Source organism: Maricaulis maris, from assembly GCF_036322705.1.
Classification (GTDB): Bacteria; Pseudomonadota; Alphaproteobacteria; order Caulobacterales; family Maricaulaceae; genus Maricaulis; species Maricaulis maris_B.
Map to the genome: position 1 here is coordinate 599,625 of NZ_AP027270.1, position 24,595 is coordinate 624,219.

The window sequence follows — 24,595 nt, forward strand, 5'->3', positions numbered from 1 at the left end:
AAGGGGGTAAGGCCGGCGAGGCGGTGCTGTCGGGAGAATCCGGATTGTCATATATTTGACGTTGACGTTCGCGTCACTTCGTGAGCACCATTCACCCCATGATCAAGCCTGTCGCTCCCGATGCGGAATTCACCATTCGCGAACTTGCGCACGAGTTCGATATAACGCCGCGCACGCTGCGTTTTTACGAACAGAAGGGGATGATCAACCCGCTACGCCGCGGTGCTTCCCGGGTCTACACGGCCGAGGATCGTGCCCGTGTCGAACTGATTCTGCGCGGCAAGCGGGTCGGTTTCGCGCTCGACGAGATCAAGGAAATCCTCGATCTGCAGGCCATTGACCGGGGCGGCCGCGAGCGGCTGGGTCCGGCCATCAAGCGCTTCGAGCATCGCATTACCGTGCTGCAGCAGCAGCGTGAGGATGTCGAGCGGGCCCTCGCCGAACTGACCGCCGGTCTCGACTGGATGCGCGAGCGTCTGGAGGATCGCACCCCGCCGGACGATGTGCGTCGCCGGGCTCGCGCCTTCGAGGCCCTGGCCGCCGCCCATCTGGAAGACTGGAGCGGCCTGTCGCCGGGTTGATCCCGCGCCGCCGCCCCGACCAAGCCTCAAGACAACAACACGACCAATTCACACCCCGCTCCCCGGAGACCCATCATGACAACCCCGTATCGCGCCCCGGTTCGTGACCAGCGTTTTGTCCTCCACGACGTGCTCAACATCACCCAGTATGCCGATCTGCCCGGCTTTGCCGATGCGGACGCCGACACGATCGACGCCATCCTCGAAGAGGGCGGCAAGTTCTGTGAAGGCGTGCTCGCTCCGCTCTCGAAAGTGGGCGACGAGGAAGGCTGTACACGGGATGCGGACGGCAATGTGAAGACGCCGACCGGCTTCAAGGAAGCCTTCAAGCAGATGTCGGAAGGCGGCTGGACGGCGCTGTCCTCGGACCCGACCTATGGCGGTCAGGGCCTGCCGCACGTGCTCAATCTCGCCTTCAACGAGATGGTCTCGTCCTCGAACATGGCTTTCGGCATGTATCCGGGCCTGACGCTGGGCGCCGCCGCGGCGCTGGCGACCGGGGGCTCGGACGAGCAGAAGGCGCTCTACCTGCCGAAGATGATCTCCTGCCAGTGGGGCGGGACGATGAACCTGACCGAGCCGCATTGCGGCACCGATCTGGGTCTCCTGCGCACCAAGGCCGTGCCGCAGGCCGACGGCTCCTACAAGATCACCGGTCAGAAGATCTGGATCTCCTCCGGCGAACACGACATGGCGGAAAACATCGTCCACCTCGTGCTGGCCCGCATCGAGGGCGCGCCGGAAGGCGTCAAGGGCATCTCGCTCTTCGTGGTCCCCAAGCACATCCCCGACGAGAATGGCGATCCCGGGACGCGCAACTCGCTGAAGTGCGGCGGTCTCGAGCACAAGATGGGCATCCACGGCAATGCTACCTGCGTCATGGACTATGATGAGGCGACCGGCTGGCTCGTCGGTGACGAAAACAAGGGCCTCAAGATCATGTTTATCATGATGAATGAGGCGCGACTGGGTGTCGGCCTGCAGGGCTATGCCCTGGCCGAGGCGGCCTATCAGCAATCGCTCGGCTTTGCCCGCGATCGCCTGCAGGGCCGCTCGCTGACCGGACCGAAGAACCCGGATGGCCCGGCCGATCCGATCATCGTCCATCCGGACGTGCGCCGCATGCTGATGGACCAGAAGTCCTTCGTCGAAGCGTCGCGCTGCTTTGCCCTGTGGACCGCCTTGCAAGGCGATCTCGAGGAAAAGGCGACTGATCCGGCGATGCGCGAAAAGGCCGGCGATTACATGGCGCTGCTGACCCCGGTGGTGAAGGGTTACCTGACCGGCAAGGGCTATGACATGGTCTCGTCGGGCCTGCAGATCCATGGCGGTTCCGGCTTCACCGAGGAGTGGGGCGCATCCCAGCTCCTGCGTGATGCCCGCATCACCCTGATCTATGAAGGCACCAACGGGATCCAGGCGCTCGACCTGGTCGGCCGCAAGCTGGCGATGAACGGCATGCGCCCGATCACCTCCTTCTTCGCCGAGCTCGACGCCTTTGTCGCCGAGGGCGGCAATGACGAGACCCAGCCCTTCATCAATGCGGTCGCCGAGACCAAGGGCAAGCTCAAGACGGCCACCGACTGGCTGATGAACAACGCCCTGAAGAATTTCGATCACGCCGGCGCCGGCAGCCATGACTATCTCAGCCTGATGGGCCTGACCTGCCTGACCTATATGTGGGCCAAGATGGCCAAGGTCGCCTCGGCCAAGATTGCTGCCGGTGACAGTGACCCGATCTACGCCAACAAGCTGGCGACCGGCCGCTACTTCCTGGACCGCTGGGTCCCGGAAGCCGCCATGCACCTGGCCAAGGTCGAGGCCGGTGCGGACTCGATGATGGCGCTGGAAGCGGAGGCCTTCTAGGCGCATGCTGTCTGGCGCAATCGCGCTTGCAATCTGGCGGGACCGCTCCGGCAAAAGAGAGCGGCCCGCCCTCTGATTTGGTTGATAAAGGGCATCCGCACCACTGCGGTCAGGCCCGTCACAAAGAACCGTCTGGGGAGGACGTTTCATGTTCCAGGATCCACTCAACATACCCCGTCCCGATTTCCTCCAGCGTGAGGATGTCCGGATGTTCGAGGACACGGTGCGCGCCTTCATGGCGAAGGAATGCGTGCCCAACGCCGCGAAATGGGAAAAGCAGGGCATGGTCGATCGCGAGATCTGGACCAAGGCCGGCGAGGCCGGAATTCTCTGCCCCTCGGTGCCCGAGGAATATGGCGGGGCCGGCGGCGACTGGGGCCATGAATACGTCTTCCACACCGCCGGGGCCGAGATTGGCGCCGCCGGCTGGGGCGTCGGTCTGCACAACTCCATCATCGCGCCCTACGTCACCCATTACGGCTCGGAAGAGCAGAAAAAATCCATCCTGCCGCGGATGATCTCCGGCGAGCTGATCGGCGCCATCGCCATGTCCGAACCGGGCACCGGCTCGGACCTGCAGAGCGTCAAGACGACGGCGGTCAAGGACGGCAATGGCTATCGCATCAACGGCCAGAAGACCTTCATCACCAATGGCGGCTCGGCCAATTTCATCATCGTGGTCGCCAAGACCGACCCGTCCAAGGGCTTTGATGGCGTCTCATTGCTGATGGTCGAGACCGACAAGGTCGAGGGCTTCCGCCGCGGCCGCCTTCTGGAAAAGGTCGGCATGAAGGCGCAGGATACCGCCGAGCTCTTCTTCGAGGATGTCTGGGTGCCCGCCGATGCGCTGCTCGGCCCGGAAGAAGGCCAGGGCTTCATCCAGCTGATGCAGCAATTGCCCCAGGAACGCCTGCAGATTGCCGTCCAGGGTGTCGGCGCCATGAAGCGCGCCCTGCACGAGACGATCGCCTACACCAAGGACCGCGAGGCTTTCGGTCGCCCGATCCTGAAATTCCAGAACACCCAGTTCAAGCTGGCCGAGTGCAAGACCAAAGCGACCCTGGCGGAAGTCTTCGTCCACCACTGCTCGGAACGCCTGATGAAGGGCGAACTCGACGCCGCCACCGCCTCGATGGCCAAATACTGGGTCTCTGAAGCCCAGAACGAGGTCATGGACGAATGCGTCCAGCTGCATGGCGGCTATGGCTATATGAGCGAATACCCGATCGCGAAGATGTGGACCGACAGCCGCGTCCAGCGGATTTATGGCGGGACGAATGAGATCATGAAGCTGCTGATTGCGCGGACGCTGTAGGGATGGGTGAGGATCCGGCTCGATTGACCCGAGGCGCGCCTGCGAGCCGTTTCGGCACTGCGCTCATGGGTGCCGGTGTGTGGTCGGTTGTCTCAGCCGTCGATGCTCTCGCTCTAGCGGTCGGTGGTCGCATCCATGTGATGCAATTTGAGGCGCAGCAGGAGCAGCGATATCGTGAGTCCCTCACGGTTGATCTGGATAATATGGGCAGCCCGTTGGATGTCATTCCGATGTCGAGGCCGATGTCGGATATAGGCCATACCCAGACGTGGCTCATGGACGGCGTTCAGAGATGGCAGCACGCCAATCCGATTGACTTGCAGACTGCGAGCGTCAGCTTCCTGATTTCAGCATCGCTCCTGCTGACCTTGACCTGGTTTGCGGTTCGGCTGTCTGGCGCCATGCAAACCGCCGGAGCTTTTGTGGCCGGCTTCGCCCTCGTGTCTTTTGTGCCCTGGTTCTTGAACTCCCTCCTCTATCTCAGCTTCACGAGATTCAGCGTCGCATGGGGCTTTCAGTTGGCGCTGCACCTTGCCATGCTCATTGGCGTTTACGCGGCGGCGCGGATGGCGGCGCGCTCGTTGCAGCCACATATTGGGGATGCGTCATGATCGCGCCGTTAGCCAAATTCTTCTGGTCCAACAAGCTGAAGCCGCACGACTGCCGCTGTGAGGTGGCACATGACTGACACCCGCGACAACTCCTTCCGCTCCCTCCTCATCGCCGCTCTCGCGGGCGGTGCGGGCACCGTGCTGGCGGCCCGTCTGGGCTCCGGTGTCTGGTTCGGTGCGAGTTTTGCGCTGGAGAGTTATCCGGCCTGGCTGGGTCTGGCCCTGCCACCGGTGATCGCGACCCTGTTTGCGCTGGGAGTGTCGTTTCTGCTTGGCTCGCGGCTACGCGTATTGGCGGCGTTGGTTGGATATTGGGTGATCGCCACCGCGCCGATCCTGATTTCCATCCCCGCCCATCTCCTGCTCGGCGGGGACAATCCGGACGAGTTCGCGCAATTGCGCCTGGTCTCGCTGGTGCCGATGGCGGCGACACTGGTACCGCCGAGCCTCGGGTTTCTGGTCGCCCTCATTTTCGTTTCCGGGAAACGCACCTGATGTACACGCCGTCGCACTTCAGGATGGAAGACGAGAGCGAGATGCGGGCGCTTATGCGCTCCTATGATTTCGCGCTGCTCTTGATCCCGGGTGAACCGGACCTGGCGGCGACGCACATTCCGATGAAGCTGGCCGATGAGCGACTGGTTTTGATCGGCCATGTCGCCATGGCCAATCCGGCGGCCAAGGCCATCCAGGCCGGCAAGGAGGCCATCGTCGTCTTCACCGGTCCGCACGCCTATATCTCGCCGACCTGGTACGCCAAGCCGAACGAGAATGTGCCGACCTGGAATTACGCCGCCGTGCACGCCTTCGGGACGCTGGTCCCACTCGAGGGTGTCGAGGCCGAACGGGCGCTGTCCTCGCAGATCGCGGATTTCGAGAGCGAGTGGCGGATCACCAATCTGGAAGAGAAGCGCCGCGCCATGCTCGAGCGTGCCATCCAGCCCTTCGAGTTCGAGATCGAACGCCTCGAGGGCAAGGCCAAGCTCTCCCAGAACAAGCCATTGGAGGAGCGTCTGCGCATCGCTCACGCCCTCAATGAACGCGGCGAACACGCCGTCGCCTACCACATGATCGAGGATGAGGGGGAAGAGGATGATTAGTCCCGCCGCCTGTCCTCATCAGAGTATCGAGTCGATAAAGGGAACCAACCCGCCAAGGGAAAGGAACTGACCATGACAGAAGCTTATATCTTCGACGCCACGCGCACGCCGCGCGGCAAGAAAAAGAACGGGGCGCTCAACGAGATCACCGCGCTGCAGCTGGCCACCCAGCAGCTTCAGGCGATCCGTGACCGCAATAATCTCGACACAGCATTGATTGATGACGTGATCATGGGTGTCGTTTCGCCGGTCGGCGAGCAGGGCGCGAACATCTCGCGCTCGGCCGTGATCAATGCCGGCTATGCCGAGACCGTGGCCGGCTACCAGATCAACCGCTTCTGCGCCTCCGGCCTGGAAGCGGTCAATGTCGCGGCCGCCAAGGTGATGTCCGGCGAGGCCGATTTCGCAATCGGCGGCGGCGTGGAAGCCATGTCGCGCGTGCCGATGGGCTCGGACGGTGGCGCCATGGGCGTCGACCCGGAGATCTCCTTCGACCATTACATCGTGCCGCAGGGCGTCTCCGCCGACCTGATCGCCACCAAGTACGGCTTCTCGCGCGATGATGTCGACGCCTACGCCATGGAAAGCCAGAAGCGCGCCGCGCGGGCCTGGGAAGAGGGGCGTTTTGCCAAGTCCGTGGTCGCCGTGAAGGACCAGCTCGGCACCACCATTCTCGACCATGACGAGCACATGCGCCCGGGCACCGACATGCAGGGCCTCGGCTCGCTGAAGTCGGCCTTCAAGGACATGTCGGACTTCGTCGGCTTCGAAGCCGTCGCCACCCAGCGCTATCCGGACGTGGAATACCTCAACTGGGTCCACACCGGCGGCAACTCCTCCGGCATTGTTGACGGCTCCGGCATGGTGCTTGTCGGCTCCAAGGAAGCCGGCGAGCGCGCCGGTCTCAAGCCGCGGGCCCGCATCCGCTCGATGGCCTCGATCGGCTCCGAGCCGACCATCATGCTGACCGGCCCGGTTCCGGTCACCGCCAAGGCCCTCAAGAAGGCCGGCATGGAAGCCTCCGACATCGACCTGTGGGAGCTCAACGAAGCTTTCGCCGCGGTCGTGCTGCGCCTGATGCAGGCCTATAACATCGACCACGACATCATGAATGTGAATGGCGGCTCGATCGCCATGGGTCACCCGCTGGGCGCGACCGGCGCGATGATCCTGGGCACCGTCCTCGACGAGCTGGAGCGCACGGGCAAGCAAACCGCCCTGGCCACCCTCTGCGTCGGCGGCGGCATGGGCACCGCGACGATCATCGAGCGGGTTTAGCCATGAGCGACGACCCGAACGAGAAGCCGCAAGGCGAAGCCAACCTGCTCGCGCTGGGCCTGCCCCTGGGACTGCCGGTCGGCATCGCCCTCGGGTCGAGCCTCGGCGTGGCGATGGATAACTTCGCTTTGGGCCTGTCGATGGGCGTCGCCTTTGCGGTCTCAATGTCGCTCGCCTTCGGCTCTGCCAAGGCGAATGAACTCAAGAAAAAGCAGGGCGCTGCCAACAGTGGCGACGCGTCCGATGAGGAGAAATCCTGATGTCACTTAAAAACTTCACACTCGAAATCGATCAAGACGGCATTGCCCTGGTCACCTTTGACAGCCCGGGCAAGTCGATGAATGTCATCTCGGCCGAGGTCATGGATGACTTCGACGCGCTGACCGACAAGATCATCTCCGACGACGCCATCAAGGGTGTGGTCATCACCTCGGGCAAGGCGGCCTTCTGTGCCGGCGCCGACCTGTCCGAACTGGGCAGCTCCTCGAGCGAACTGGCCAAGCTGCCGGAAGAGGAGATGAAGACGAAGCTGTTCGAGCAATGCTTCCGTCTCAACAAGACCTTCCGCGCGATGGAAACCTGCGGCAAGCCGATTGCGGCCGCGGTCAACGGCCTCGCCCTCGGCGGTGGCTTCGAGATTGCCCTGGCCTGCCATTACCGCGTCATGCCGTCGGACAATCCCTCCGCCAAGCTCGGCCTGCCGGAAGCCATGGTCGGCGTTCTGCCCGGCGGTGGCGGCACTCAGCGCCTGCCGCGCCTTGTCGGTCTGATGAATGCGGCGCCGATCCTGCTGCAGGGCCAGCAGCTTGATGCGGCCACGGCCCAGGCCCAGGGCATTGCCGACGCGGTCGTGCCGATGGCCGAGCTGGTCGCCAAGGCCAAGGAACTGGTCAAGACCGACCCCAAGGGGGCCAAGCAGCCCTGGGATGGCGACAAGTTCAAATTCCCGGGCGGTGGTCCCTACCATCCCGCCGGGGCCCAGATGTTCGGAGCGGCCTCGCCGATGCTGCGCAAGAACACCTATGGCAACTACCCGGCCCAGCGTTACATCCTGTCCTGTGTCTATGAAGGCTCGCAGGTCACGATGGACCAAGCGCTGCGCATTGAAAGCCGGTATTTCACCAAGCTTTTGCTGCGCCCGGAAAGCCGCAACATGATCCGCTCGATCTTCCTGTCCAAGCAGGACCTGGACAAGGGCGGACGTCGTCCGGCCGGCCAGGAAAAGGGCGAGGTCAAGAAGATTGCGGTCATCGGAGCCGGCTTCATGGGGGCCGGTATTGCCACGGTGTCGGCGGTGGCCGGTATCGAGGTCGTGCTGATCGACGCCAACCAGGAAGGCGCCGAGAAGGGCAAGAAGCACGCGACGGACCAGTGGGCCAAACGCGTCGAGCGTGGCCGCATGACCGCCGAGAAGGCCGAGAAGCTGGCCGCCCTGATCACCCCGACCACCGATTACACCCTGATCAAGGATGTCGATCTCGTCGTCGAGGCCGTGTTCGAGAATTCCGAGCTCAAGGCCAAGATCACCAAGCTGGCGGAAGAGCAGATCGGCGAGAGTGCCGTGTTCGGGTCGAACACGTCCTCGATCCCGATCACCGATCTGGCCAAGGCTTCCGCGCGTCCGGACAATTTCATCGGCATCCACTTCTTCTCGCCGGTCGAGAAGATGAATCTGGTCGAGATCATCATGGGCGGTGAGACGGGCGATTATGCCCTGTCGCGCGCGATCGACTTCGTGACCAAGATCAAGAAGACGCCGATCGTCGTCTCCGACACGCGCGGCTTCTACGCCAATCGCTGCGTCATGCGCTATATCGGTGAGGGCATGAACCTCCTCGCCGAAGGCGTGAAGCCAGCCCTGATCGAGAATGCGGCCAAGATGGCCGGCATGCCGGTGGGACCACTCTCCCTGCAGGACGAGGTCGCGCTGGATCTCGGCGTGAAGCTGCTCAAGCAGACCCGCGCCGATCTGGGCGATGCCTACCAGCCGTCCAAGACCGAGCCGATCCTGTTCAAGATGGTCGAGGAATACGAGCGCTTCGGGCGCAAGAATTCCAAGGGCTTCTATGACTATCCGGCCGAGCGTGGCCAGCCCAAGCGCCTGTGGCCGGAGCTGGAGCAGTTCGCTCCGGACGGCAAGTTCGCCGACGAGCAGCCGACGGCGGCCGAGATCAAGGACCGCATCCTCTACGCCCAGGCGCTGGAAGCGGCGCGCTGCATGGAAGAGAAAATCGTCCACGACCCGCGCGAGGCCGATGTCGGCTCCATCCTCGGCTGGGGCTTTGCGCCCTATACCGGCGGCACGCTGTCCTACATCGACACCATCGGCGCCAAGGCCTTCGTGACCCGCGCCAAGGAACTGGAAGCCGCCTATGGCGACCAGTTCAAGGTGCCGGCGCTTCTCGAGGAGATGGCCGAGAAGGGCGAGACCTTCTACGGCCGCTTCGGCGCTCCGGCGGCGGTGGCGGCGGAATAGTCCGCCTCACGCCACACTGAGCGTGCAAGAAACCGGCGCGGCATTGTTCGCGCCGGTTTTTTTGTTGTGTGGAGTGACGCGAGCACACACAATTAATTGGTGGCGCTACGGTGAGATGCAGTGAACCGGTCATGCTGGGAACGGTGCTTGAGCCGGATGTTCAGGGTGCCCACCGGAGAATGGTCGTTGAGACTGGGAGTTCAATTGTGCAACGGCGAGCTACTTCCTTTGGAATCGCTACCGTGCTTGGATTGTTGGTCCTGTGCTCGCCATTTGTTGTGAGCGGGTGGTATTTATTTCCAGCGATATTAAGTGAAGAGCCTTTAAGGTCGACATGCCCGAAATGGGTAGTTGTTATGTGTTTCTCAGTTTTTTATGGTCTGTTTATATATTTAGCATTTTTTTTATTTGCTCTATTTTCTCCAGTTGAAGTGAATTCACGTTTTGTGAAGGTGCCATTTCGGTTGCTGGGGAGGCGAGTGAGTCTAAAGAGTATTTCAAGAATAGAGATGTCTGAACGTGGAGTTCGGTTCGAGGCTAGAAATGCACGAGGTGCCGTGCGGAAATACTTCTTTTCGAAAATTTTATTCGGCGATGCAGTAGCCTCAATCGCGACTGAAATTTCGTCCGTTTCAGGCATAGCGATTTCAAAGTCCGGTTCGCGGTCGCGCAATCGCTGACTGGCAATTTGAATAGAGGTGTGGCCGGGAACAACCAGGAACTCCCACCAATTTTGGCGCACGGCGCAAACCCAATAGGAAAAGCGGGACAGACACTAGAGCATTTTCATCGATCTTAGAGTCGCGAAGGGATTCACTTGGGCCGCGAAGTGTGATTCTTAGGGTGTCATCATTGAGCCGGGAGGTCATGGATGACACGAGCGATGAGCGAGGATTTGCGCTGGCGGGTGGTTCGTCTTGTCGTCGACGAGGGTTTGTCGACGAGCGAGGCGGGGCAGCGCATGTGGGTCGGCAAGTCGACGGTTGGTAGCTGGGTTCGGCTTTTCCGACGAACCGGAGGCGTGTCGCCGCGCAAGAAGGGCAATCCGGGCCGCTCCTGCCTGGATGCGCACGAAGCCTTCATTCTCGGCCTGATCGACGAACGGGCGGACATCACGCTGGCGGAGATGGCGCAGCGTCTCGAGGCGGATCACGGTCTGCGCGTTCAACAAAGCACGCTCTGGTATTTCCTCGATAAACGCGGGCAGACATTTAAAAAAAGACGGGCCACGCGGCCGAACAGGATCGGCCGGACGTCTACGAGCGTCGCGTAGAATGGTTCGAACGCCAGCCGGATCTCGATCCGGAACGCCTCGTCTTCATCGACGAGAGCGGCGTGTCGACCAAGATGGCGCGTCTGTACGGGCGCTCCCCCAAGGGCGAGCGCTGCCGCGCCCCGATCCCGCACGGGCACTGGAAGACGATCACCTTCACCGCCGGGCTGCGTCTGAACGGTGTCGCCGCGCCTGCGTTGGTCGACGGCGCCATGAACGGCGAGACCTTCCTGACCTGGGTTGAAGGCATGCTGGTACGCGAACTTGAGCCCGGCGACATCGTGATCATGGACAATCTGCCTGCCCACAAGGTCGCCGGCGTGCGCGACGCCATCGAGGCCGCCGGCGCCAGCCTGCTCTACCTGCCGCCCTACAGCCCGGACTTCAATCCCATCGAAAAGGCGTTCTCAAAGCTCAAGGCCCTGCTTCGCAAGGCTGCAGCCCGCACCGTCGATGATCTCCACCAGGCCGTCGCCAACGCCATCGACGCCATCACACCGGCTGAGTGCGTCAACTACTTCAAAGCCTGCGGATATGACCCCGATTAAAATGAAAACGCTCTAGGAAAAGCGGGACAGACACAATTTGTAGGAAAAGCGGGACAGACACAATTTGTGCCCTCTATCTCCGCGCCACCTGCGCAAACCCCACCATAAACCGCTTGCGGAGACGGTTTGCTGGCTGACAAGCGATCCATGGACCGCTCCGCGCGCCGCGCCTGAGGGAAAGCTGATCTGCGAGTGACGCGGCCGCACAACATCCACCGTCATCCCCCGGTGACCGCGAAGCGGGCATCCGGGGGACCTCGTCACGGACGTCGATCGGTTGGGTGAGGTCCCCCGGACAATCCGGGGGATGACGGAGGAGGTGGGGGGAGGGCGCTCCATCCTTTTCGTGGAGGTTCATGCGACGCGCCGGACCCCTGTCCCGACACTGCAAGAAACCGCCGCCACACTGTCCACGCCGGTTTTTTCTGACGCCCGCCTGGGCTAATCAGGACGTGAAATCAGGCTGTTGAAAGTTTTCACCAGCTTATCCACGGAAAGTGGAAAGTTTTCCACCAAGTCCGGCGACTTGTCCACGAAATTGCATTTTCCGTGCGTTGCCGGTCCGGGTCTGGCCTGCTTTACTTCAATCGTCGACAGCGACCGAAGTGGTCCGCAAGGACCAGGGATCGCCGGAGAGGATGGCTCGGAGGGGCAGGTTCGCAAGAACCGGTTTCCAACGGGCAGGCAGGAAGATCAGGCTCGCAAGGGTCGGGGCTTCAAGCCAGGTTCCAAGGCAAGGGTCCGCAAGGGCCGGCGCGGAGGGCTCACCGAACCGGAGAGACTGACCCATTCGCAAGGATGGCGACCAGGACGCCAAGATGCCAGCAACGCCTCACGGCGAAGCTGACCCCCGGTCGGAAGACAGGGGACGCTGAAGCGACGGGCTTCACCGCCCGGAACCGACGCAACACGGCCGCCCGCCTCCTCACCCCTTGCCGGGTAAGGGACGGGCGGTTGGTGCGTTTGGGGGTAGCGGTGCTGGCGGGCGCCCTGTTCGACAGGTTTGCGCTTCGTGTCGCGACGATAGTCCATGTCTCAATATCGCTGTCTTGCTGCACGCTTCCATGCAATGCGCGCCGGGGGCCGGTCCCGTCCCGGTCCTGTTTTGCCGCGACTCAACCCAAGCTCCACACTTCAGGGAAAATCGCGCGCCGCGCGAAGGTAAACAATAAATTAATCAAATATGACCTGCGCAAAACCGGCTCGTGGTTGAAAATGCTGGTGACCCGAAGCTGACGGTCAACGCAACAAGGCGAAACGAGATTGATGACCCGAGTCCCTGATCATTGGCGTCTTTCTGACTGGACTGGTCTTGCACGGACTCTGGCCCTGACCTGCTGGTCGGTGGCCGTTCTCATCACCTTGGCCATGGGATGGTCCGCCTGGCGGGCCGTCGACAATGCATCTGACAGTGTTGACCGTGTGGTTGCCCGCCATGAGGCCGGAGTGGTGGCAAAGGCGCGAGATATTTTTGTCTCTCGTCGCTGATATTCGACATCTCGTCGGCTTTGGCTCTCCCCTCGCGTTGACGGTCATAGAGGCTGGAAGCCCGAACGAAGCAGGCTAGGCTCAGGCGGCTAATCCGCGCTTGGAGCCCCGCATGACCTACACCCTGATCGGAACGCCTGTCTCGCTCTACACCGGCAAGGTGCGGGGCTATCTGCGCTGGAAGAATGTGCCGTTCAGCGAGCGCCTGTCGACACGCGAAGTCTTCAAGGCGGACATCCTGCCGCGCGTTGGCTGGTCGGTTATCCCTGTGGTGATCCATCAGGACGGCTCCGGGCCGGGCATCACGCTGCAGGACACGACCGAGATCATCGAGTATGTGGAGGCCAATGAGCCCGGCCCGTCAGTCTATCCGGACACGCCGCGCCAGCGTCTCGCCGCCATGATCCTCGAGCTGTTCGGCGATGAGTGGCTGGTGATCCCGGCCATGCATTATCGCTGGGCCTATAACCGCGACTTCGCGCAGCAGGAATTTGGCGCGACCAGTCATCCGCACCTGCCGCCCGAGGAGCAGTTCGCGGCGGCGGAAAAGGCGGTCGGCTTCTTTTCCGGATCGATCGTCGGTCTCGGGGTCAATCCCGACAGCGTCCCCGCCATCGAAGCGGCTTATGAGGATTTCCTCGCCGTGTTCGAGGCGCATCTGGCCGGGCACACCCACCTGTTCGGATCCCGGCCCTCGATTGCCGACTATGGCCTGCTCGGTCCGCTCTATGCGCATTTGCTGCGCGACCCCAGGTCGGGCGAACTGATGCGCCGCCTCGCGCCGCGTGTTGCGCGCTGGGCCGAGACCTGCCATGCGCCGCAGCATTCGCTGACCGGCGACTTCCTGCCCGACGACCGGATTCCCGAGGGCGTCGCGAAATTGTTGCAGCGTTTTGCTGCGCAGCAATTGCCGGTTCTGCTGGAGACGGCGCAGGCGCTGGGAAGCTGGGCCAAGGACCAGCCCCCCGGGACCGAAGTGCCTCGTATACTGGGGTTCCACAAGGCAGTGATCGGACATGCCGAGACCCGCGTCGAGACCGACCGTGCCGTCATTCCCTTCCCGCTCTGGATGCTGCAGCGGATCATCGACTACCGTAACGGATTGGCTGACGGGGACCGGCGCGCGGTTGATGAAATGCTGCGCAGCATCGGAGCCGGGGCGCTGGTTGATTTCGAGTTGCCGGTGCGGCTCGAGCGGCGGCATTTCAAGATCGCCCTGGCCGGGTAATCCCGCGCCCTGCGTGGTTCTTCAGGACTGAGGTTTCCATAGGAAAGCGTGGTGTTTTGGTATAAATGGCTCGAGGATAAGCTTTCTGTTTCTGGTGGGGAATAAATGGACCGGATCGACGCGCTTCGCCTCTTCTGCTCGGTCGCCGAGCTCGGCAGTTTCACCAAGGCCGCCGACCGCGAGGGCATGACCCCGGGAGCGGCCTCGAAACAGATCACCGCGCTGGAAGAACGCCTGCAGGCGCGCCTGTTTGAACGCACCACGCGCTCGGTCCGTCTGACCGATGCCGGTGAGGCCCTGCTGGACCGGGTCCGGCCCTGGCTGGCGGAATATGACGGGCTGGAGCAGGGCGTCGCTGACGCCCGCTCGGCGCCGGCGGGTGTGCTGCGGGTTGCGGCCCCGGTCGATTTCGGCGCCCGGCGGCTGATGCCCCTGATCACGCAATTCATGACGGACTGGCCCGGCGTCGAGGTTCGCCTGTCGCTGGCCGATCGCATGGTCGATCTGGTCAATGAGGGTTTCGACGTCGGGATCCGCATCGGCAATCTTCCCGATAGCGCGCTGATCGCCAAGCGGCTGGCCCCGGCCAGCATGGCGGTGCTGGCCTCCCCGGACTATCTCGCCCGCGCCGGCACGCCTCGTCATCCGGCTGAACTGGCGCAGCATGAGATCGTGATCGACCGCAACAAGCCGGCGCCACAACTGCTCAAATTCCTCCAGGGTGAGGACGAGGTCGAGGTCCGGGTGAACGGGCGATTGTCGCTGAATGGCGCCATTGCTGCGGTCAGTGCGGCTTCGGCCGGGGTCGGCATTGCCTGCTCGCCGCGCTGGGCCGCCGAGGACGCGCTGGCCGAGGGCCGGGTCGTCGAAATCCTGGCCGACTGGGATACCGAGCACCGCTTCCTGTGGGCGGTCTTTCCCTCTAGTCGCTACCTCGCTCACCGGGTCCGCCTGTTCGTCGACTTCCTCGCCGAGCAATTCCCCGAGCGCATCTGAGGCGATGCCACCGGAGGGCGTGTCCCGTCACAACGGGTGTGCTAGCCTCCGTGTCAGGGAGATTTGGGGGGCCTTGAAACGAATGATCTTGCGCACACTTTTTCTGGGTTTGGCGGCCATGAGCCTGGCGGCCTGTGCCTCGACGACGACGGTGACCGACAGCGCCAATGGCCTCGGCCTCGCAGCCGGCGCCTTCAACTATCCACCATCCGACGGCGCCCGGGTCAGTGCGGCCGGGTATGATTTGACCGGGCACTCCAACTGGGACGGGCAGCTGGTCTATATCGATGTGGACGGCGATGCGCGGGCGCGCCTCGACATGCGCTTCGACGATGGCTTGCAGGTCCAGGCCGAGCTGAACATCGTGATGCCCTATCTTGATGGCGGTCTGCGCCAGTTCCGTGGTTATGACACCGAGGGGCGGCTGGTTGCAGTCGAGCTGCAGGCCGGGCCCTGTGTGGCGCGGGACGGTGACACCCTGATCTATTTTGCCGATCTCGCCATCGGTGACCGGACTGCCAGCGGCTGTGGTCGCGAGACGGGCGGCGAAGTCGACCGCTGGACGAATTACCTGATGGACTATCTGCCGGTCATCGATCTCTGCCTCGCCGAATTCCGTGACCGCACCCAGCACGTCTCCTTTGCCTACACGATGGCCAGTGGCGAGACCGGTGTCCGCATTGTCGACCTCGACACGCGGACCTGGGAGTGTGCGACGCGGGAGAACGGCCGCGTGATCAATTCGATCCGACCGCTCGACGCGGCCGACGGCCTGTATGGCGAGGGCGACCCGATCTTTGTCCGCGGCGAGATGCCGGCCTTCGGCGAGGGCTGTTATGTCTATGAAGCCGTGCGCGAAGCGGACCGGACCCTGATCGGTGCCTTCGGTTTCGATGCATGTGATGCCGGGCCGGTGGCGGCCCGCGATCCGGAGGTCGGCTGACTTAACCGCGTCTTTACGCGGCGCAGCCCAAGGCTTGGCCCATGCGAGCACTCATCCTTGTCATTTTGACCTCGATCGGCCTGACGGCGCCGTCAGCGGCTGACCTCACCGATCTGCGCGCCCGCCTTGATGGTGAGGCCGGGCAGATCTGGATTGCCTTTGACGAACCGCCGACAGCCCTGACCAGCGAAGTCAGCGAGAGCGGTCTGGTGCTGATCCTTGACGGGGTGACGGTCCGCCCGCGCGCCATCAGCCCGGCGTCGGACACCCTGTTGGCGGCGGTCTCGGTTGATCCGCTCCCGCAAGGCGGCATCGTGCGCCTGTTCGCCAGCCGCGCCTGGAGCGGCGCCCGGGCCGAACTGCGTCAGGGCGGTGTCCTGGTCAGCATGACTGTTGGCCCTGCGCCGCAAGTCCACATCGCTGAAGCGGCGCTTGTCGCCGATCATGACGCGCATGCAGCAGACCTGTCCGGGGCGGCGATGGCATCGGCCGATGCCGGCGATGCCGCGGCGTCTGCCCAGGCGCCTGACCCCCTGGCCATGGCCTCAACCGAGCCCGACCCGGTCGAGCCCGCGGCGCTGCCGGCTCAGCGCGCAACGCCCGATTTGTTTGCCCAGGGCAATGACGCCGCGTCCGATGCCTCGTCCGTCATGCCGCCGGGTGTGTGTGTGAACGAGGCCCGGGCGGTTGCCGACAGTCCCTGGGATGATGACATGCTCTATGCTCAGGCCGCCTGTCTCAACGATGCCGGTTATCTCGCGCCCGCGGCGTCGATCTATGAGCAGATGCTGGCCTTCGAGCCGGAGAATTTCCGGGCGACGGTGGCGCTGGCGGAGATCCGCGTCGGGCAGGGCGATAGCGACGCCGCAGCGGAGCTCTACAATCAGGCGACCGCCTATGCCATATCCGACGCCGAAGCCGCTCGTGCGCGGGCTCGCCTGAGAGCCTTGCGCGAGCCCTAGATCACGCGCGACGCACGGGTAATCAGCATGGACAATCTCGAACCCAGGGGCCGGGTCCTCATCATCGCGGGCTCCGACAGCGGTGGAGGGGCCGGTATCCAGGCGGATATCAAGGCGGTGACCGCCATGGGCGGCTATGCGGCGACCGCGGTCACCGCGGTCACCGTGCAGACCACGCTCGGGGTCAGTGCCATCCACCCGGTTCCGCTTGACATCATCAAGGCCCAGATCGAGGCGGTGCTGTCGGATATCGGAGCGGATGTGATCAAGACCGGCATGCTCGGCAATCGTGAGGTGGTCGAGCTGGTCGCGGCCTGTCTGGACGCCTGCGAGCCGCGCATCCCGCTGGTTCTGGATCCGGTCATGGTGGCGACATCGGGTGATGCCCTGGTCGATGCCGGGACCGAGGACGCGATCCGCGACCGGCTCCTGCCGCTGGCCGACCTGGTGACCCCGAACATTCCCGAAGCGGAAAAGCTGACCGGCCTGACCATCGAGGATATCGGCGGGCAGATGGAGGCGGCGCATCAGCTGATGGCGATGGGCGCCCGCGCCGCCCTCGTCAAGGGGGGGCATCTTGAGGGGCCGACCGTGCGCGATATCCTGGTTTCCTCGCGCGGTCTCGAAATGATGGAGCGTCCGCGCCTGCCGGGCCGCAACACGCACGGCACCGGCTGCACGCTGGCATCGGCGATTGCCGGACTTCTGGCCGACGGGGCGGCGCTGCCCGACGCGGTCCGCCGGGCCGGGGATTATCTGCACGAGGCGATCGCCCGCGCACCCGGTTTCGGCGCCGGTCACGGCCCGGTCAATCACGCCTGGGTGATGCGGCCCTAGTCGCGGATGCGGACGGTTTCGATCCGCCCGGTCCGGGCGATTGCCGCCTGGATGTCCGGACGCTCAAGGATCCGGGCGCGGGCTTCCCGCTCCGCGTGATAGCGCACAAAGGCCGGGTCGGTGTAGCGGGGCTCGCGGGGTTGCAGGTCAACCACCAGGGCCTCGGCCTCGCTCGGATCATTGAGCCGTTGCAGGATGTGTGCGGCGGCGTCGTCCTCGCGTCCAAGGCAGATCAGAAGCGTTTCATAGCCCCAGGGGTCGAGCGCGCGGTGTTCTTCGGCAAAGGCCAGCGATGTCGCCAGGATGTCCGGCTCGTCGAGTGCGCTGGCGGCGCAGGCGCGGGCCAGGTGGACCTGCAACCAGCCATACTCCGAGGCCCCGCGCGCTTCCATGTCGGACAGGCGGTCGAGGGCGGCGCGATCCTCTCCGAGGTCCACTTCGAGATGGGCGAGATTGATGTGCTGGCTCACATTCAGCATCCCGTTTTCATTGACGTTGCTGCCCCGTTCCAGCGTTGCCTTGCCAAAGGCGATACGTCCAAGCCCGAGTTCGATACGGGCCCAGCGGTCGAGCATCCAGGCGGCCTGTTCGTCGGCATCCTCGAAGCTTTCGCCCGACCTCATCCGTCGCCAGGTGGTGCTGACGAGGCCGCTGGCCTCCTCGAGCCGGCCCAGCCCTACCAGGTAGGCCATCTGGTCGATGACCGGTTCGAGATGGTTGGGATAGGCGGCGCTGTCGGCGCGGCTGCGCTCCAGCAGGTCGAGCGTTTCTGCCCGCAGATCGGTCAGGCTGTCGAAGTCCGGCTGGCTCCACAGCGGCTCAAACAGGTTCAGCACCCGCAGGCGACGGGCGCTCGCTGCACTGGTCATGTCGGGCAGCAGGGCCATGGCGTCATCCACCAGGCCCCGTTCGACCCGGCTGCGGATGTGGCGATAGGTCAGGCTGTCGAGGTGGGCAAACGGATTGTCGGGCGTGTAATTGGCCGTGATCAGCGCCAGCGCTTCGGCCTCCCTGTCATGCTCGCCGTCAGCATGCAGGAAGTCCGGAATGGACTGCACCTGTGTCAGGCGAAGCGTGTTGCGGGTCTCGCCGAAGCCGCTGTCCAGCTCGCGGTAATAGCGCAGCGCCAGCGAGCCGTCGTCCCGCGATATCGCCGTCTCGAACGCGGGGACCAGGATGTTTCGCCGTTGTGCACCCAGCAGCTCGGCTTCGGCCCAATGCCGCTCCGCAGCTTCGGTGTCGCCATCCGAGGCATAGGCCAGTCCGACCCGGGTGTGCAGATCGGCGCGGTAGCCGGCCGGCATGAAGGAGACGCGGTCATTGGCCAGCAGGGTTTCGCCCGCTGCCTGCGCCGCATCCCAGTCGGCATTCATGAAGGCTGTATCGAAGGCCCGGACCAGCGCCAGGGGATTGACCGGCTCGTCCGCCAGGGCCGGCGTGCCGAAGGTCAGCAGCAGGCTTGTCGCGATCGCCGTGATGCTGGTCTTGATTCTGGATGTCATGCACGCGTCCCCCGTCTCGGCGTCCGATTCAGCCGTCGGTTGCAACAATTTCGCCGCTTGCGGGTCTGCGCAACCCTTGATGGGTTTTGGTGTCAGCCGGCCCTCTGGCCACTGCGCGCCAGCCAGACGCCGGCGAGGATGACGGCGAGCGCCAGAACGGTCATCCAGCCGATCGTCTCGCCGATAACCAGACCGGTCAGCAGGGCCGCGATGGGGGTCAGGTAATTGGCCGTGGCGAGGAAGTTCGGTCCGGCTGTCCGGGCGACCCGCATCAGGATGACCGAGGCTATCGCGGTCGGTCCGAGGGCCAGCCAGGCGGTCGCCATCCAGGCCGTGGGGGCGACATCCTCGACCCGCAGCAAATCCCACAGGCCGAGCGGCAGGGTGAACAGGGCTCCGGTGATCAGCATGCCGGCCCCGGCGATCGAGGGCGGTGTGTCCGGCATCATGCGGGCCTGGATGGCGTTGATCGCATAGCAGATGGCGGCACCGACCACGGCCAGTTGGGCCAGCGTGTCGGCGCCGCCAAGGCTGGCGAGGGCCGAGGGGCCGAGCAGCAGGACAACGCCGGCGAAGCCGACCAGCAGGCCAAGGACCGCGCGCACGGTCATCCGCTCGCCGGGCACAATGACATGTGCCAGACCGACCGTTGCCAGAGGCATGGTCGCTACGAGGATACCGGCAAGGGCGCTGTCGATGGTCTGCTGGGCCCAGCCGACCAGGAAGAAGGGCAGGGCATTGCCGAAAAATCCGAGGCCTGCCATCCACACCCAGCGCGGATCGGCCAGGGGCGGAAGCCGTCGGCCGCGGGCATAGGCCCAGACGGTGAGGATCGAGGCGGCCAGTCCGAGCCTGACGAAGATCAAGGCGCCGGGAGGCAGGGTCTCGACGCCATGCTTGATGAAGGCGAAAGCCGAGCCCCACAAGACGGTCAGCACCAGCAGGGCCAGCCAGTCGCGCGGGCCGATCACATGCCGGGCGGCGGGGTCGGTCACAGCAGGCTTTCCAGGACGCTGGCGAAGCGGTGGAAGTCGGTCTCGTCGTTATAGATGTGCGGCGTGATCCGCAGGCGGTCGCCGCGCTGGGAGACGTAGATCTTGTGCGCCGCCAGGGCGTTGACCAGATCGGCCGGCGCGCCATCCGGCAAGGACAGGCAAAGGTAATGCGCGGCGCGGTCCGGGACATCGGCCCGCAGGCCAAGCGGGGCCAGACGGTCTGCAAGCGCGCGGGTATTGGCGCCCAGCGTCCGGGACAGGGCATCTGCCCCCCAGTCGAGCATGGCGTCGAGGCTGACGCTCGCCGCCGGGACAAGCTGGAAGTTCGAGCGCTCGCCCATGTCAAAGCGGCGGGCACCAGCGGCGTGGGCATCGGCATAGTCGACCAGGCGGGCAAAGTCCTCGGCCTTGTCGCGGACGATCCAGTTCTGCTCGAGCGGTTCGCCGTCCTGATGGTGCGGGGCGACATAGAGGAAACCCATCGCATAGGGGCCGAGCAGCCATTTATAGGCCGCGGCGACCGCGAAGTCGGGCTGGATCGCCTGAAGGTCGAACGGCATCACGCCCAGCGACTGGGTCAGGTCGAGCACCAGGGCCGCGCCCTGACGGCGGGCCGCGTCGCTGATCGCGGCCAGGTCGAGCGCGCCGCCATCGGCCCAGTGGACCTGCGGGCAGGCGACGATCGAGGTGGCCGGCGAGATGGCCGCCAGCATCGCCTCGGTCCAGCTTTGGTCACCGGTTCGGTTGACGGTTCGGATGCGGGCGCCATGCGCGGCGGCGAGATCGCGCCAGACATAGACATTGGAGGGGAATTGTTCGGCAAGGACGAGGATTTCGCTCTTTGCATCCGGCGCCAGATTGCGCGCGGCCGTGGACAGGCCATAGGAGGCGGCGGGCACCAGGGCGACATCGTCGGCTGCCGCACCGAAAAGCCGCGCGGCTTGCGCACGCAGGGCTTCAGGGGCATCGAAAAAGTCAGCCTGGACCTGAACATGCCAGGGCTGCCCCTTGCGGGCATAGCTGTCCTGGCCTGCCGCGACCGCGGCGCTCGGCATCGGACCCATATAGGCTGCGTTGAGATAACAGGTGTCTCGCGGCAGGTCGAACTGGTCGCGCCGGGGCGAAAGGGTGGGCAAGGAAATCATGGCGAAAGCTCTTGCCCCGCGCCGGGGAGGGCGTCAACGTGCACTGCAACATGAGCGCCCGACCCCTTGCGATTCCCGGAGAGAGACTTGGCCGATACGACAACGTCCGACGCGACCCGAACCGATAATTCCAAGCCGGTCCTGCGTCCGGCCGATCCGCGGTTTTCCTGCGGTCCGGTCAAGAAATATCCCGGCTGGTCCTGGGACGCGATTGCCGATGCGCCGCTCTCGCGGACCCACCGGGCCGGGGCACCGGTCGCGCGCATCAAGGAATCCATCGAGCGCACCCACGCGCTCCTTGAGCTGCCCGCGGATTACAAGGTGGCCCTTCTGCCGGGCTCGGACACCGGCGCCATGGAAGCGGCAATGTGGTGCTTGCTCGGCCAGCGCGGCACCGATGTTTTTTCCTGGGACGTGTTCGGCAATCGCTGGACCTATGACGCCCGAGACGAACTCAAGCTGAAGGATTTGCGGGTCTTCAAGACCGAGCCGGGCATCCTGCCGGACGTGGCGCAATATGATCCCGCGCGCGATGCGATCTTCACCCTGAACGGCACCGCCGCCGGCGTCTGGGTGCCCGACCTCGACTGGATTGCGGACGACCGCGAAGGCCTGACCCTGTGCGACGCGACCTCCGCCGCCTTCGCGGTCGGGATCGACTGGTCAAAGATCGATGTGCTGACCTTCTCCTGGCAGAAATGCATGGGCGGCGAAGCCCAGCATGGCATGCTGGTGATGAGCCCACGCGCCATCGAACGCCTCAACACCTGGCGCCCGGACTGGCCGATTCCGGGCTTGTTGCAGCTCCATGCCAACGGCAAGGCCAATATGGGGGTCTATGAAGGCGCGACCTTGAACACACCGTCCCTGATGGCGGTCGAGGATTATCTCGCCGCCCTGAAATGGGCGTCGCGGATTGGCGGTCTGCCGGAGCTGATCCGTCGTCGCGAGGAGAATTTCGCAGCGCTGGACGCCTGGGTGCAAGGGGCCGACTGGGTCGATTACCTGTGCGAGACCCCGGCCCATCGCTCGCCGGTTTCGGTCTGCCTCAAATACACCGACCGAGCCGTGATGGCGGCTGGTGCGGAGGCGCAATGGGAGCTCACGAAGAAAATCTCGTCCCTGCTCGAGCGCGAGAATGCGGCGCTGGACATCTCCATGCACCGCGCCTCGGTGCCCGGTATTCGTATCTGGTGCGGGCCGACGGTCGAGCGTGATGATTTGGCCGCACTCGGGCCGTGGCTTGACTGGGCCTATCGCGAAGCGCTGGACGCGGGCTGAGACACGCTTTATCCGTGCAGGCAATCGTCAAACAAACGGGTCGCTGGGCCCGGGGGACAATCATGAAACATATTCTGACCACCGCCGCCGCCTTCGCCCTGATCACCGGTGCCGGTCTGGCTGAAGACCGTGGCCTGGAATTCCGCTTCGGTGTCACCGCGCATGACCTCGCCGACCATGTCGAGGACGGTCCGAATGTGACCCTCGACCTGCTGTTCGCCTCGCCGGATTTCCTCGACGTGATCTGGTCGCCGCGTCCGTACGTCTATGGCTCGTTCAACACCAACAGCCTGACCAATTTCGGTGCTGCCGGCGTGGCTTGGGATTTTGCCGTCGCCGAGAACCTGAACTTCGAGTTCCGCACCGGCCTGTCCTATAATGACGGCGTCGAGGATATCGACCCGAACTCGCCTCCCGGCGATCCGACCCGTATCCGCCTGGCAACGACACGCTCGCTGATGGGCAATGAAATCCTCTTCCACAACGCCATCGGTCTCGACTACGACCTCAATGAGCGCTGGTCGATCGGCGCCTATTACGAGCACATCTCGCACGGCCAGATCCTCGCCTCGGGCCGCAACCAGGCGCTCGACAATGCGGGCATTCGCCTCGGCTACCGCTTCGGGAACTAACATGAAGCGCCCGCTTTTGCGGGCCCTGGCCGCCCTCGGCCTCGCCGTCGCGCTCGTCCTTGGTGGCGTCGTGGTGTGGCTGGACCAGCAATTCGAGGAGCCGGGTGTGCCCCGGGTCGCGTCGATTGCCGGTGAGCTGGGGGCATCCTCGGTCCTTGCCGTACTTGCCCATCCCGATGACGAGATCTCCGTGACCGGCCTGCTGTTGCGGGCCTCGTCCCGGGACGGCGCCACGGTCCGCTCGATTACCGCGACACGCGGGGAGAACGGGACGCCGCTGCCACAGGTGAGCCGGATCGAGGATCTGGGCACGGTGCGCGAGGCCGAACTGCTCAAGAACGGCTATGCGATCGGCCTGACCGCCCAGGACGTCTGGGACTATCGCGATGGCGGCCTCGCCGACGCGGACTTTGACGTCTATGTCGAGCGCCTGATGGCGCGGATGCGCGAGTGGCAGCCCGAGCTCGTCGTGACCTTCTGGCCGGAGAGCGGGTTTTCCTATCACCCTGACCATCGCACCGCCGGCCGGGCCGCCACAGAAGCGGTTCGCCGCCTGCGGGCCGAAAACCCCGACACAGCGCCGCGCGCGATCGCCTATATCCTCGCCCCGCGCCGGATGATGCAGCGGTTCGGCGGCGAGACCGGCCAGCTCATCGTCGACAACCAGCCCGCGCCGACCCATGTCATGCCGGCCGAGGGCGGCGCCAAGATCCGCGCCTGGCGCATTCACGCCTCCCAGTCCGACTATGTCCGCCACGCCTACGGCTTCCCCGCCTGGTTCGTGCACAGCCTGTACGACAAGGAGCACTACCACGTGGTGGAGTTCTAGCGCGGCAGCCTACTCGCCCCGCGCGGCGGCAGCTTCGGCGGCGCGCGGGTCGTCTGCCTTCGGTACATAGATGCCGACGAAAATCGTCGACCAATTACCGTCCGCGTCGGCCTGGTCGAATTGCTGGGTGACGGTGCCGTCGGCATTCGGCGTCCAGGTGCCCCGCAGCGGGGCGCGGCTATTGGTCTGGACGGTATAGGCCTCGCCGGTCAGGACCATGGCGCCGGTGTCATCGAGGCCGCCGGTATAGTCGATATACCAGCCATTGCTCATCCACACCTGGCGCCATTCGCCGACCAGCGGGTCATGGACATTGAAGCTGTCGCCGGCATTGCCGGAGGCCCCGACCCAGTGCTCGGTGATCAGGCAGCCGCCATTGATGCGCGCGATGACATTATGACCGAGATAGGGGCCGGGCGTTTCGTCGGTGTCCGGGGCGTAGACATTCCAGTCGCCGACCCAGAAGTCGAAGGCGTCCCAAGGCGCGCCGACGCAAGCGTCCGGTGGCGGCGCCTGGGCTTGGGCGAGTGTCGGGCCGAGGCCAAGCAGGCTCAGTGCGGCTGCGGCGAGAACGGATTTTGCAGAAATCATGCTCTGTCCCCTTTGATCGTGCTCCCCAGCACATTTCTGCGCACAAGATTACTCAATCCACGGCATTCCTGCAAACAGGTCTGGCCCAAATAACGGCTTCGTGACAAATAATCGGCCC

23 protein-coding genes are annotated in these 24,595 nt (G+C 64.3%); 18 read left to right on the forward strand and 5 right to left on the reverse strand.

What is annotated here, in order from left to right:
- The first annotated feature begins 98 nt into the window (after window positions 1–98).
- The 9 genes from AAA969_RS02645 to AAA969_RS02685 all read left to right on the forward strand — a co-directional run bounded on the left by AAA969_RS02645 (window position 99) and on the right by AAA969_RS02685 (window position 9,227).
- Window positions 99–581, forward strand: a complete 483-nt coding sequence (locus AAA969_RS02645; protein WP_338243328.1) for a MerR family transcriptional regulator — start codon at window positions 99–101, stop codon at window positions 579–581.
- Window positions 582–656: 75 nt separating this feature from the next.
- A complete protein-coding gene (locus tag AAA969_RS02650; protein WP_338243330.1) occupies window positions 657–2,447 on the forward strand; it encodes an acyl-CoA dehydrogenase C-terminal domain-containing protein in 1,791 nt (596 codons plus the stop codon).
- 148 nt (window positions 2,448–2,595) lie between these two features.
- Window positions 2,596–3,762 (forward strand): acyl-CoA dehydrogenase family protein, encoded by a 1,167-nt coding sequence (locus AAA969_RS02655; protein WP_338243332.1) that lies wholly within the window; start codon window positions 2,596–2,598, stop codon window positions 3,760–3,762.
- Window positions 3,763–3,764: 2 nt separating this feature from the next.
- A complete protein-coding gene (locus AAA969_RS02660) occupies window positions 3,765–4,373 on the forward strand; it encodes a hypothetical protein (protein ID WP_338243334.1) in 609 nt (202 codons plus the stop codon).
- Window positions 4,374–4,442: 69 nt separating this feature from the next.
- On the forward strand, window positions 4,443–4,868 hold the full coding sequence (locus AAA969_RS02665; RefSeq protein ID WP_338243336.1) for a hypothetical protein: 426 nt from the start codon (window positions 4,443–4,445) through the stop codon (window positions 4,866–4,868).
- Complete coding sequence (locus AAA969_RS02670) at window positions 4,868–5,473, forward strand: FMN-binding negative transcriptional regulator (protein ID WP_338243338.1); 606 nt, start codon at window positions 4,868–4,870, stop codon at window positions 5,471–5,473. The genes AAA969_RS02665 and AAA969_RS02670 overlap by 1 nt, the downstream gene beginning before the upstream one ends.
- Before the next feature lie 72 nt (window positions 5,474–5,545).
- On the forward strand, window positions 5,546–6,751 hold the full coding sequence (locus tag AAA969_RS02675; RefSeq protein ID WP_338243340.1) for an acetyl-CoA C-acetyltransferase: 1,206 nt from the start codon (window positions 5,546–5,548) through the stop codon (window positions 6,749–6,751).
- 2 nt (window positions 6,752–6,753) lie between these two features.
- Window positions 6,754–7,011: a hypothetical protein gene (locus AAA969_RS02680; protein WP_047160818.1), complete on the forward strand. Its 258-nt coding sequence runs from the start codon at window positions 6,754–6,756 to the stop codon at window positions 7,009–7,011.
- Entirely contained in the window at window positions 7,011–9,227 is a 2,217-nt protein-coding gene (locus AAA969_RS02685; RefSeq protein ID WP_338243345.1) for a 3-hydroxyacyl-CoA dehydrogenase NAD-binding domain-containing protein, read from the forward strand. Before AAA969_RS02680 ends, AAA969_RS02685 begins: the two co-directional genes overlap by 1 nt.
- Before the next feature lie 373 nt (window positions 9,228–9,600).
- Here the strand turns inward: AAA969_RS02685 and AAA969_RS02690 are convergent, their stop codons facing one another.
- The gene (locus AAA969_RS02690) at window positions 9,601–9,969 is read right to left on the reverse strand and encodes a hypothetical protein (protein WP_338243348.1); all 369 of its coding nucleotides are present in this window, start codon (window positions 9,967–9,969) and stop codon (window positions 9,601–9,603) included.
- Between the two features lie 129 nt (window positions 9,970–10,098).
- Between AAA969_RS02690 and AAA969_RS02695 the strand changes: the two genes are divergently transcribed.
- The 6 genes from AAA969_RS02695 (at window position 10,099) to thiD (ending at window position 17,502) form a co-directional block, all read left to right on the forward strand.
- Window positions 10,099–11,048, forward strand: a protein-coding gene (locus tag AAA969_RS02695; RefSeq protein ID WP_338243350.1) for an IS630 family transposase whose coding sequence is annotated in 2 segments (ribosomal slippage) — window positions 10,099–10,441 and window positions 10,441–11,048 — 951 coding nt in all. Because the reading frame shifts where the segments join, the coding sequence is not laid out codon by codon here.
- 1,600 nt (window positions 11,049–12,648) lie between these two features.
- A complete protein-coding gene (locus AAA969_RS02700; protein WP_338243352.1) occupies window positions 12,649–13,764 on the forward strand; it encodes a glutathione S-transferase family protein in 1,116 nt (371 codons plus the stop codon).
- A gap of 105 nt (window positions 13,765–13,869) precedes the next feature.
- Entirely contained in the window at window positions 13,870–14,760 is an 891-nt protein-coding gene (locus AAA969_RS02705; protein WP_338243354.1) for a LysR family transcriptional regulator, read from the forward strand.
- Window positions 14,761–14,833: 73 nt separating this feature from the next.
- Window positions 14,834–15,703, forward strand: coding sequence for a hypothetical protein (locus AAA969_RS02710; RefSeq protein ID WP_338243356.1), 870 nt, complete (start codon window positions 14,834–14,836; stop codon window positions 15,701–15,703).
- 41 nt (window positions 15,704–15,744) lie between these two features.
- The gene (locus AAA969_RS02715) at window positions 15,745–16,665 is read left to right on the forward strand and encodes a tetratricopeptide repeat protein (protein WP_338243358.1); all 921 of its coding nucleotides are present in this window, start codon (window positions 15,745–15,747) and stop codon (window positions 16,663–16,665) included.
- 27 nt (window positions 16,666–16,692) lie between these two features.
- Window positions 16,693–17,502, forward strand: coding sequence for a bifunctional hydroxymethylpyrimidine kinase/phosphomethylpyrimidine kinase (thiD, locus tag AAA969_RS02720; protein WP_338243360.1), 810 nt, complete (start codon window positions 16,693–16,695; stop codon window positions 17,500–17,502).
- Here thiD and AAA969_RS02725 read toward each other — a convergent pair.
- From AAA969_RS02725 to AAA969_RS02735, 3 genes are all read right to left on the reverse strand, one after another.
- Window positions 17,499–19,004, reverse strand: coding sequence for a hypothetical protein (locus AAA969_RS02725; protein WP_338243362.1), 1,506 nt, complete (start codon window positions 19,002–19,004; stop codon window positions 17,499–17,501). The genes thiD and AAA969_RS02725 overlap by 4 nt on opposite strands.
- 92 nt (window positions 19,005–19,096) lie before the next feature.
- Window positions 19,097–19,999 (reverse strand): DMT family transporter, encoded by a 903-nt coding sequence (locus tag AAA969_RS02730; protein ID WP_338243364.1) that lies wholly within the window; start codon window positions 19,997–19,999, stop codon window positions 19,097–19,099.
- Entirely contained in the window at window positions 19,996–21,144 is a 1,149-nt protein-coding gene (locus tag AAA969_RS02735) for an aminotransferase class V-fold PLP-dependent enzyme (protein ID WP_338243367.1), read from the reverse strand. Before AAA969_RS02735 ends, AAA969_RS02730 begins: the two co-directional genes overlap by 4 nt.
- Window positions 21,145–21,231: 87 nt before the next feature.
- Here AAA969_RS02735 and AAA969_RS02740 point away from each other — a divergent pair, with 87 nt between their 5' ends.
- The 3 genes from AAA969_RS02740 (at window position 21,232) to AAA969_RS02750 (ending at window position 23,886) form a co-directional block, all read left to right on the forward strand.
- Entirely contained in the window at window positions 21,232–22,425 is a 1,194-nt protein-coding gene (locus AAA969_RS02740) for a phosphoserine transaminase (protein ID WP_338243369.1), read from the forward strand.
- A 62-nt stretch (window positions 22,426–22,487) separates the two neighbouring features.
- A complete protein-coding gene (locus AAA969_RS02745; protein ID WP_338243371.1) occupies window positions 22,488–23,057 on the forward strand; it encodes an acyloxyacyl hydrolase in 570 nt (189 codons plus the stop codon).
- A 1-nt stretch (window position 23,058) separates the two neighbouring features.
- Window positions 23,059–23,886 carry a PIG-L deacetylase family protein gene (locus AAA969_RS02750; RefSeq protein WP_338243373.1) on the forward strand — a complete coding sequence of 276 codons (828 nt, stop codon included), beginning with the start codon at window positions 23,059–23,061 and terminating at the stop codon, window positions 23,884–23,886.
- 9 nt (window positions 23,887–23,895) lie between these two features.
- Here the strand turns inward: AAA969_RS02750 and AAA969_RS02755 are convergent, their stop codons facing one another.
- A complete protein-coding gene (locus AAA969_RS02755) occupies window positions 23,896–24,477 on the reverse strand; it encodes a hypothetical protein (protein WP_338243375.1) in 582 nt (193 codons plus the stop codon).
- Between the last annotated feature and the right edge of the window lie 118 nt (window positions 24,478–24,595).

What these genes read in the sequence shown, in the direction of transcription:
- AAA969_RS02725 (WP_338243362.1), bottom strand. Translation starts at nt 19,004, where the DNA reads ATGACATCCAGAATCAAGACCAGCATCACGGCGATCGCGACAAGCCTG.
- AAA969_RS02685 (WP_338243345.1), top strand. Translation starts at nt 7,011, where the DNA reads ATGTCACTTAAAAACTTCACACTCGAAATCGATCAAGACGGCATTGCC.
- AAA969_RS02670 (WP_338243338.1), top strand. Translation starts at nt 4,868, where the DNA reads ATGTACACGCCGTCGCACTTCAGGATGGAAGACGAGAGCGAGATGCGG.
- thiD (WP_338243360.1), top strand. Translation starts at nt 16,693, where the DNA reads ATGGACAATCTCGAACCCAGGGGCCGGGTCCTCATCATCGCGGGCTCC.
- AAA969_RS02680 (WP_047160818.1), top strand. Translation starts at nt 6,754, where the DNA reads ATGAGCGACGACCCGAACGAGAAGCCGCAAGGCGAAGCCAACCTGCTC.
- AAA969_RS02750 (WP_338243373.1), top strand. Translation starts at nt 23,059, where the DNA reads ATGAAGCGCCCGCTTTTGCGGGCCCTGGCCGCCCTCGGCCTCGCCGTC.
- AAA969_RS02755 (WP_338243375.1), bottom strand. Translation starts at nt 24,477, where the DNA reads ATGATTTCTGCAAAATCCGTTCTCGCCGCAGCCGCACTGAGCCTGCTT.
- AAA969_RS02745 (WP_338243371.1), top strand. Translation starts at nt 22,488, where the DNA reads ATGAAACATATTCTGACCACCGCCGCCGCCTTCGCCCTGATCACCGGT.
- AAA969_RS02735 (WP_338243367.1), bottom strand. Translation starts at nt 21,144, where the DNA reads ATGATTTCCTTGCCCACCCTTTCGCCCCGGCGCGACCAGTTCGACCTG.
- AAA969_RS02705 (WP_338243354.1), top strand. Translation starts at nt 13,870, where the DNA reads ATGGACCGGATCGACGCGCTTCGCCTCTTCTGCTCGGTCGCCGAGCTC.
- AAA969_RS02665 (WP_338243336.1), top strand. Translation starts at nt 4,443, where the DNA reads ATGACTGACACCCGCGACAACTCCTTCCGCTCCCTCCTCATCGCCGCT.
- AAA969_RS02715 (WP_338243358.1), top strand. Translation starts at nt 15,745, where the DNA reads ATGCGAGCACTCATCCTTGTCATTTTGACCTCGATCGGCCTGACGGCG.
- AAA969_RS02655 (WP_338243332.1), top strand. Translation starts at nt 2,596, where the DNA reads ATGTTCCAGGATCCACTCAACATACCCCGTCCCGATTTCCTCCAGCGT.
- AAA969_RS02660 (WP_338243334.1), top strand. Translation starts at nt 3,765, where the DNA reads ATGGGTGAGGATCCGGCTCGATTGACCCGAGGCGCGCCTGCGAGCCGT.
- AAA969_RS02645 (WP_338243328.1), top strand. Translation starts at nt 99, where the DNA reads ATGATCAAGCCTGTCGCTCCCGATGCGGAATTCACCATTCGCGAACTT.
- AAA969_RS02675 (WP_338243340.1), top strand. Translation starts at nt 5,546, where the DNA reads ATGACAGAAGCTTATATCTTCGACGCCACGCGCACGCCGCGCGGCAAG.
- AAA969_RS02700 (WP_338243352.1), top strand. Translation starts at nt 12,649, where the DNA reads ATGACCTACACCCTGATCGGAACGCCTGTCTCGCTCTACACCGGCAAG.
- AAA969_RS02650 (WP_338243330.1), top strand. Translation starts at nt 657, where the DNA reads ATGACAACCCCGTATCGCGCCCCGGTTCGTGACCAGCGTTTTGTCCTC.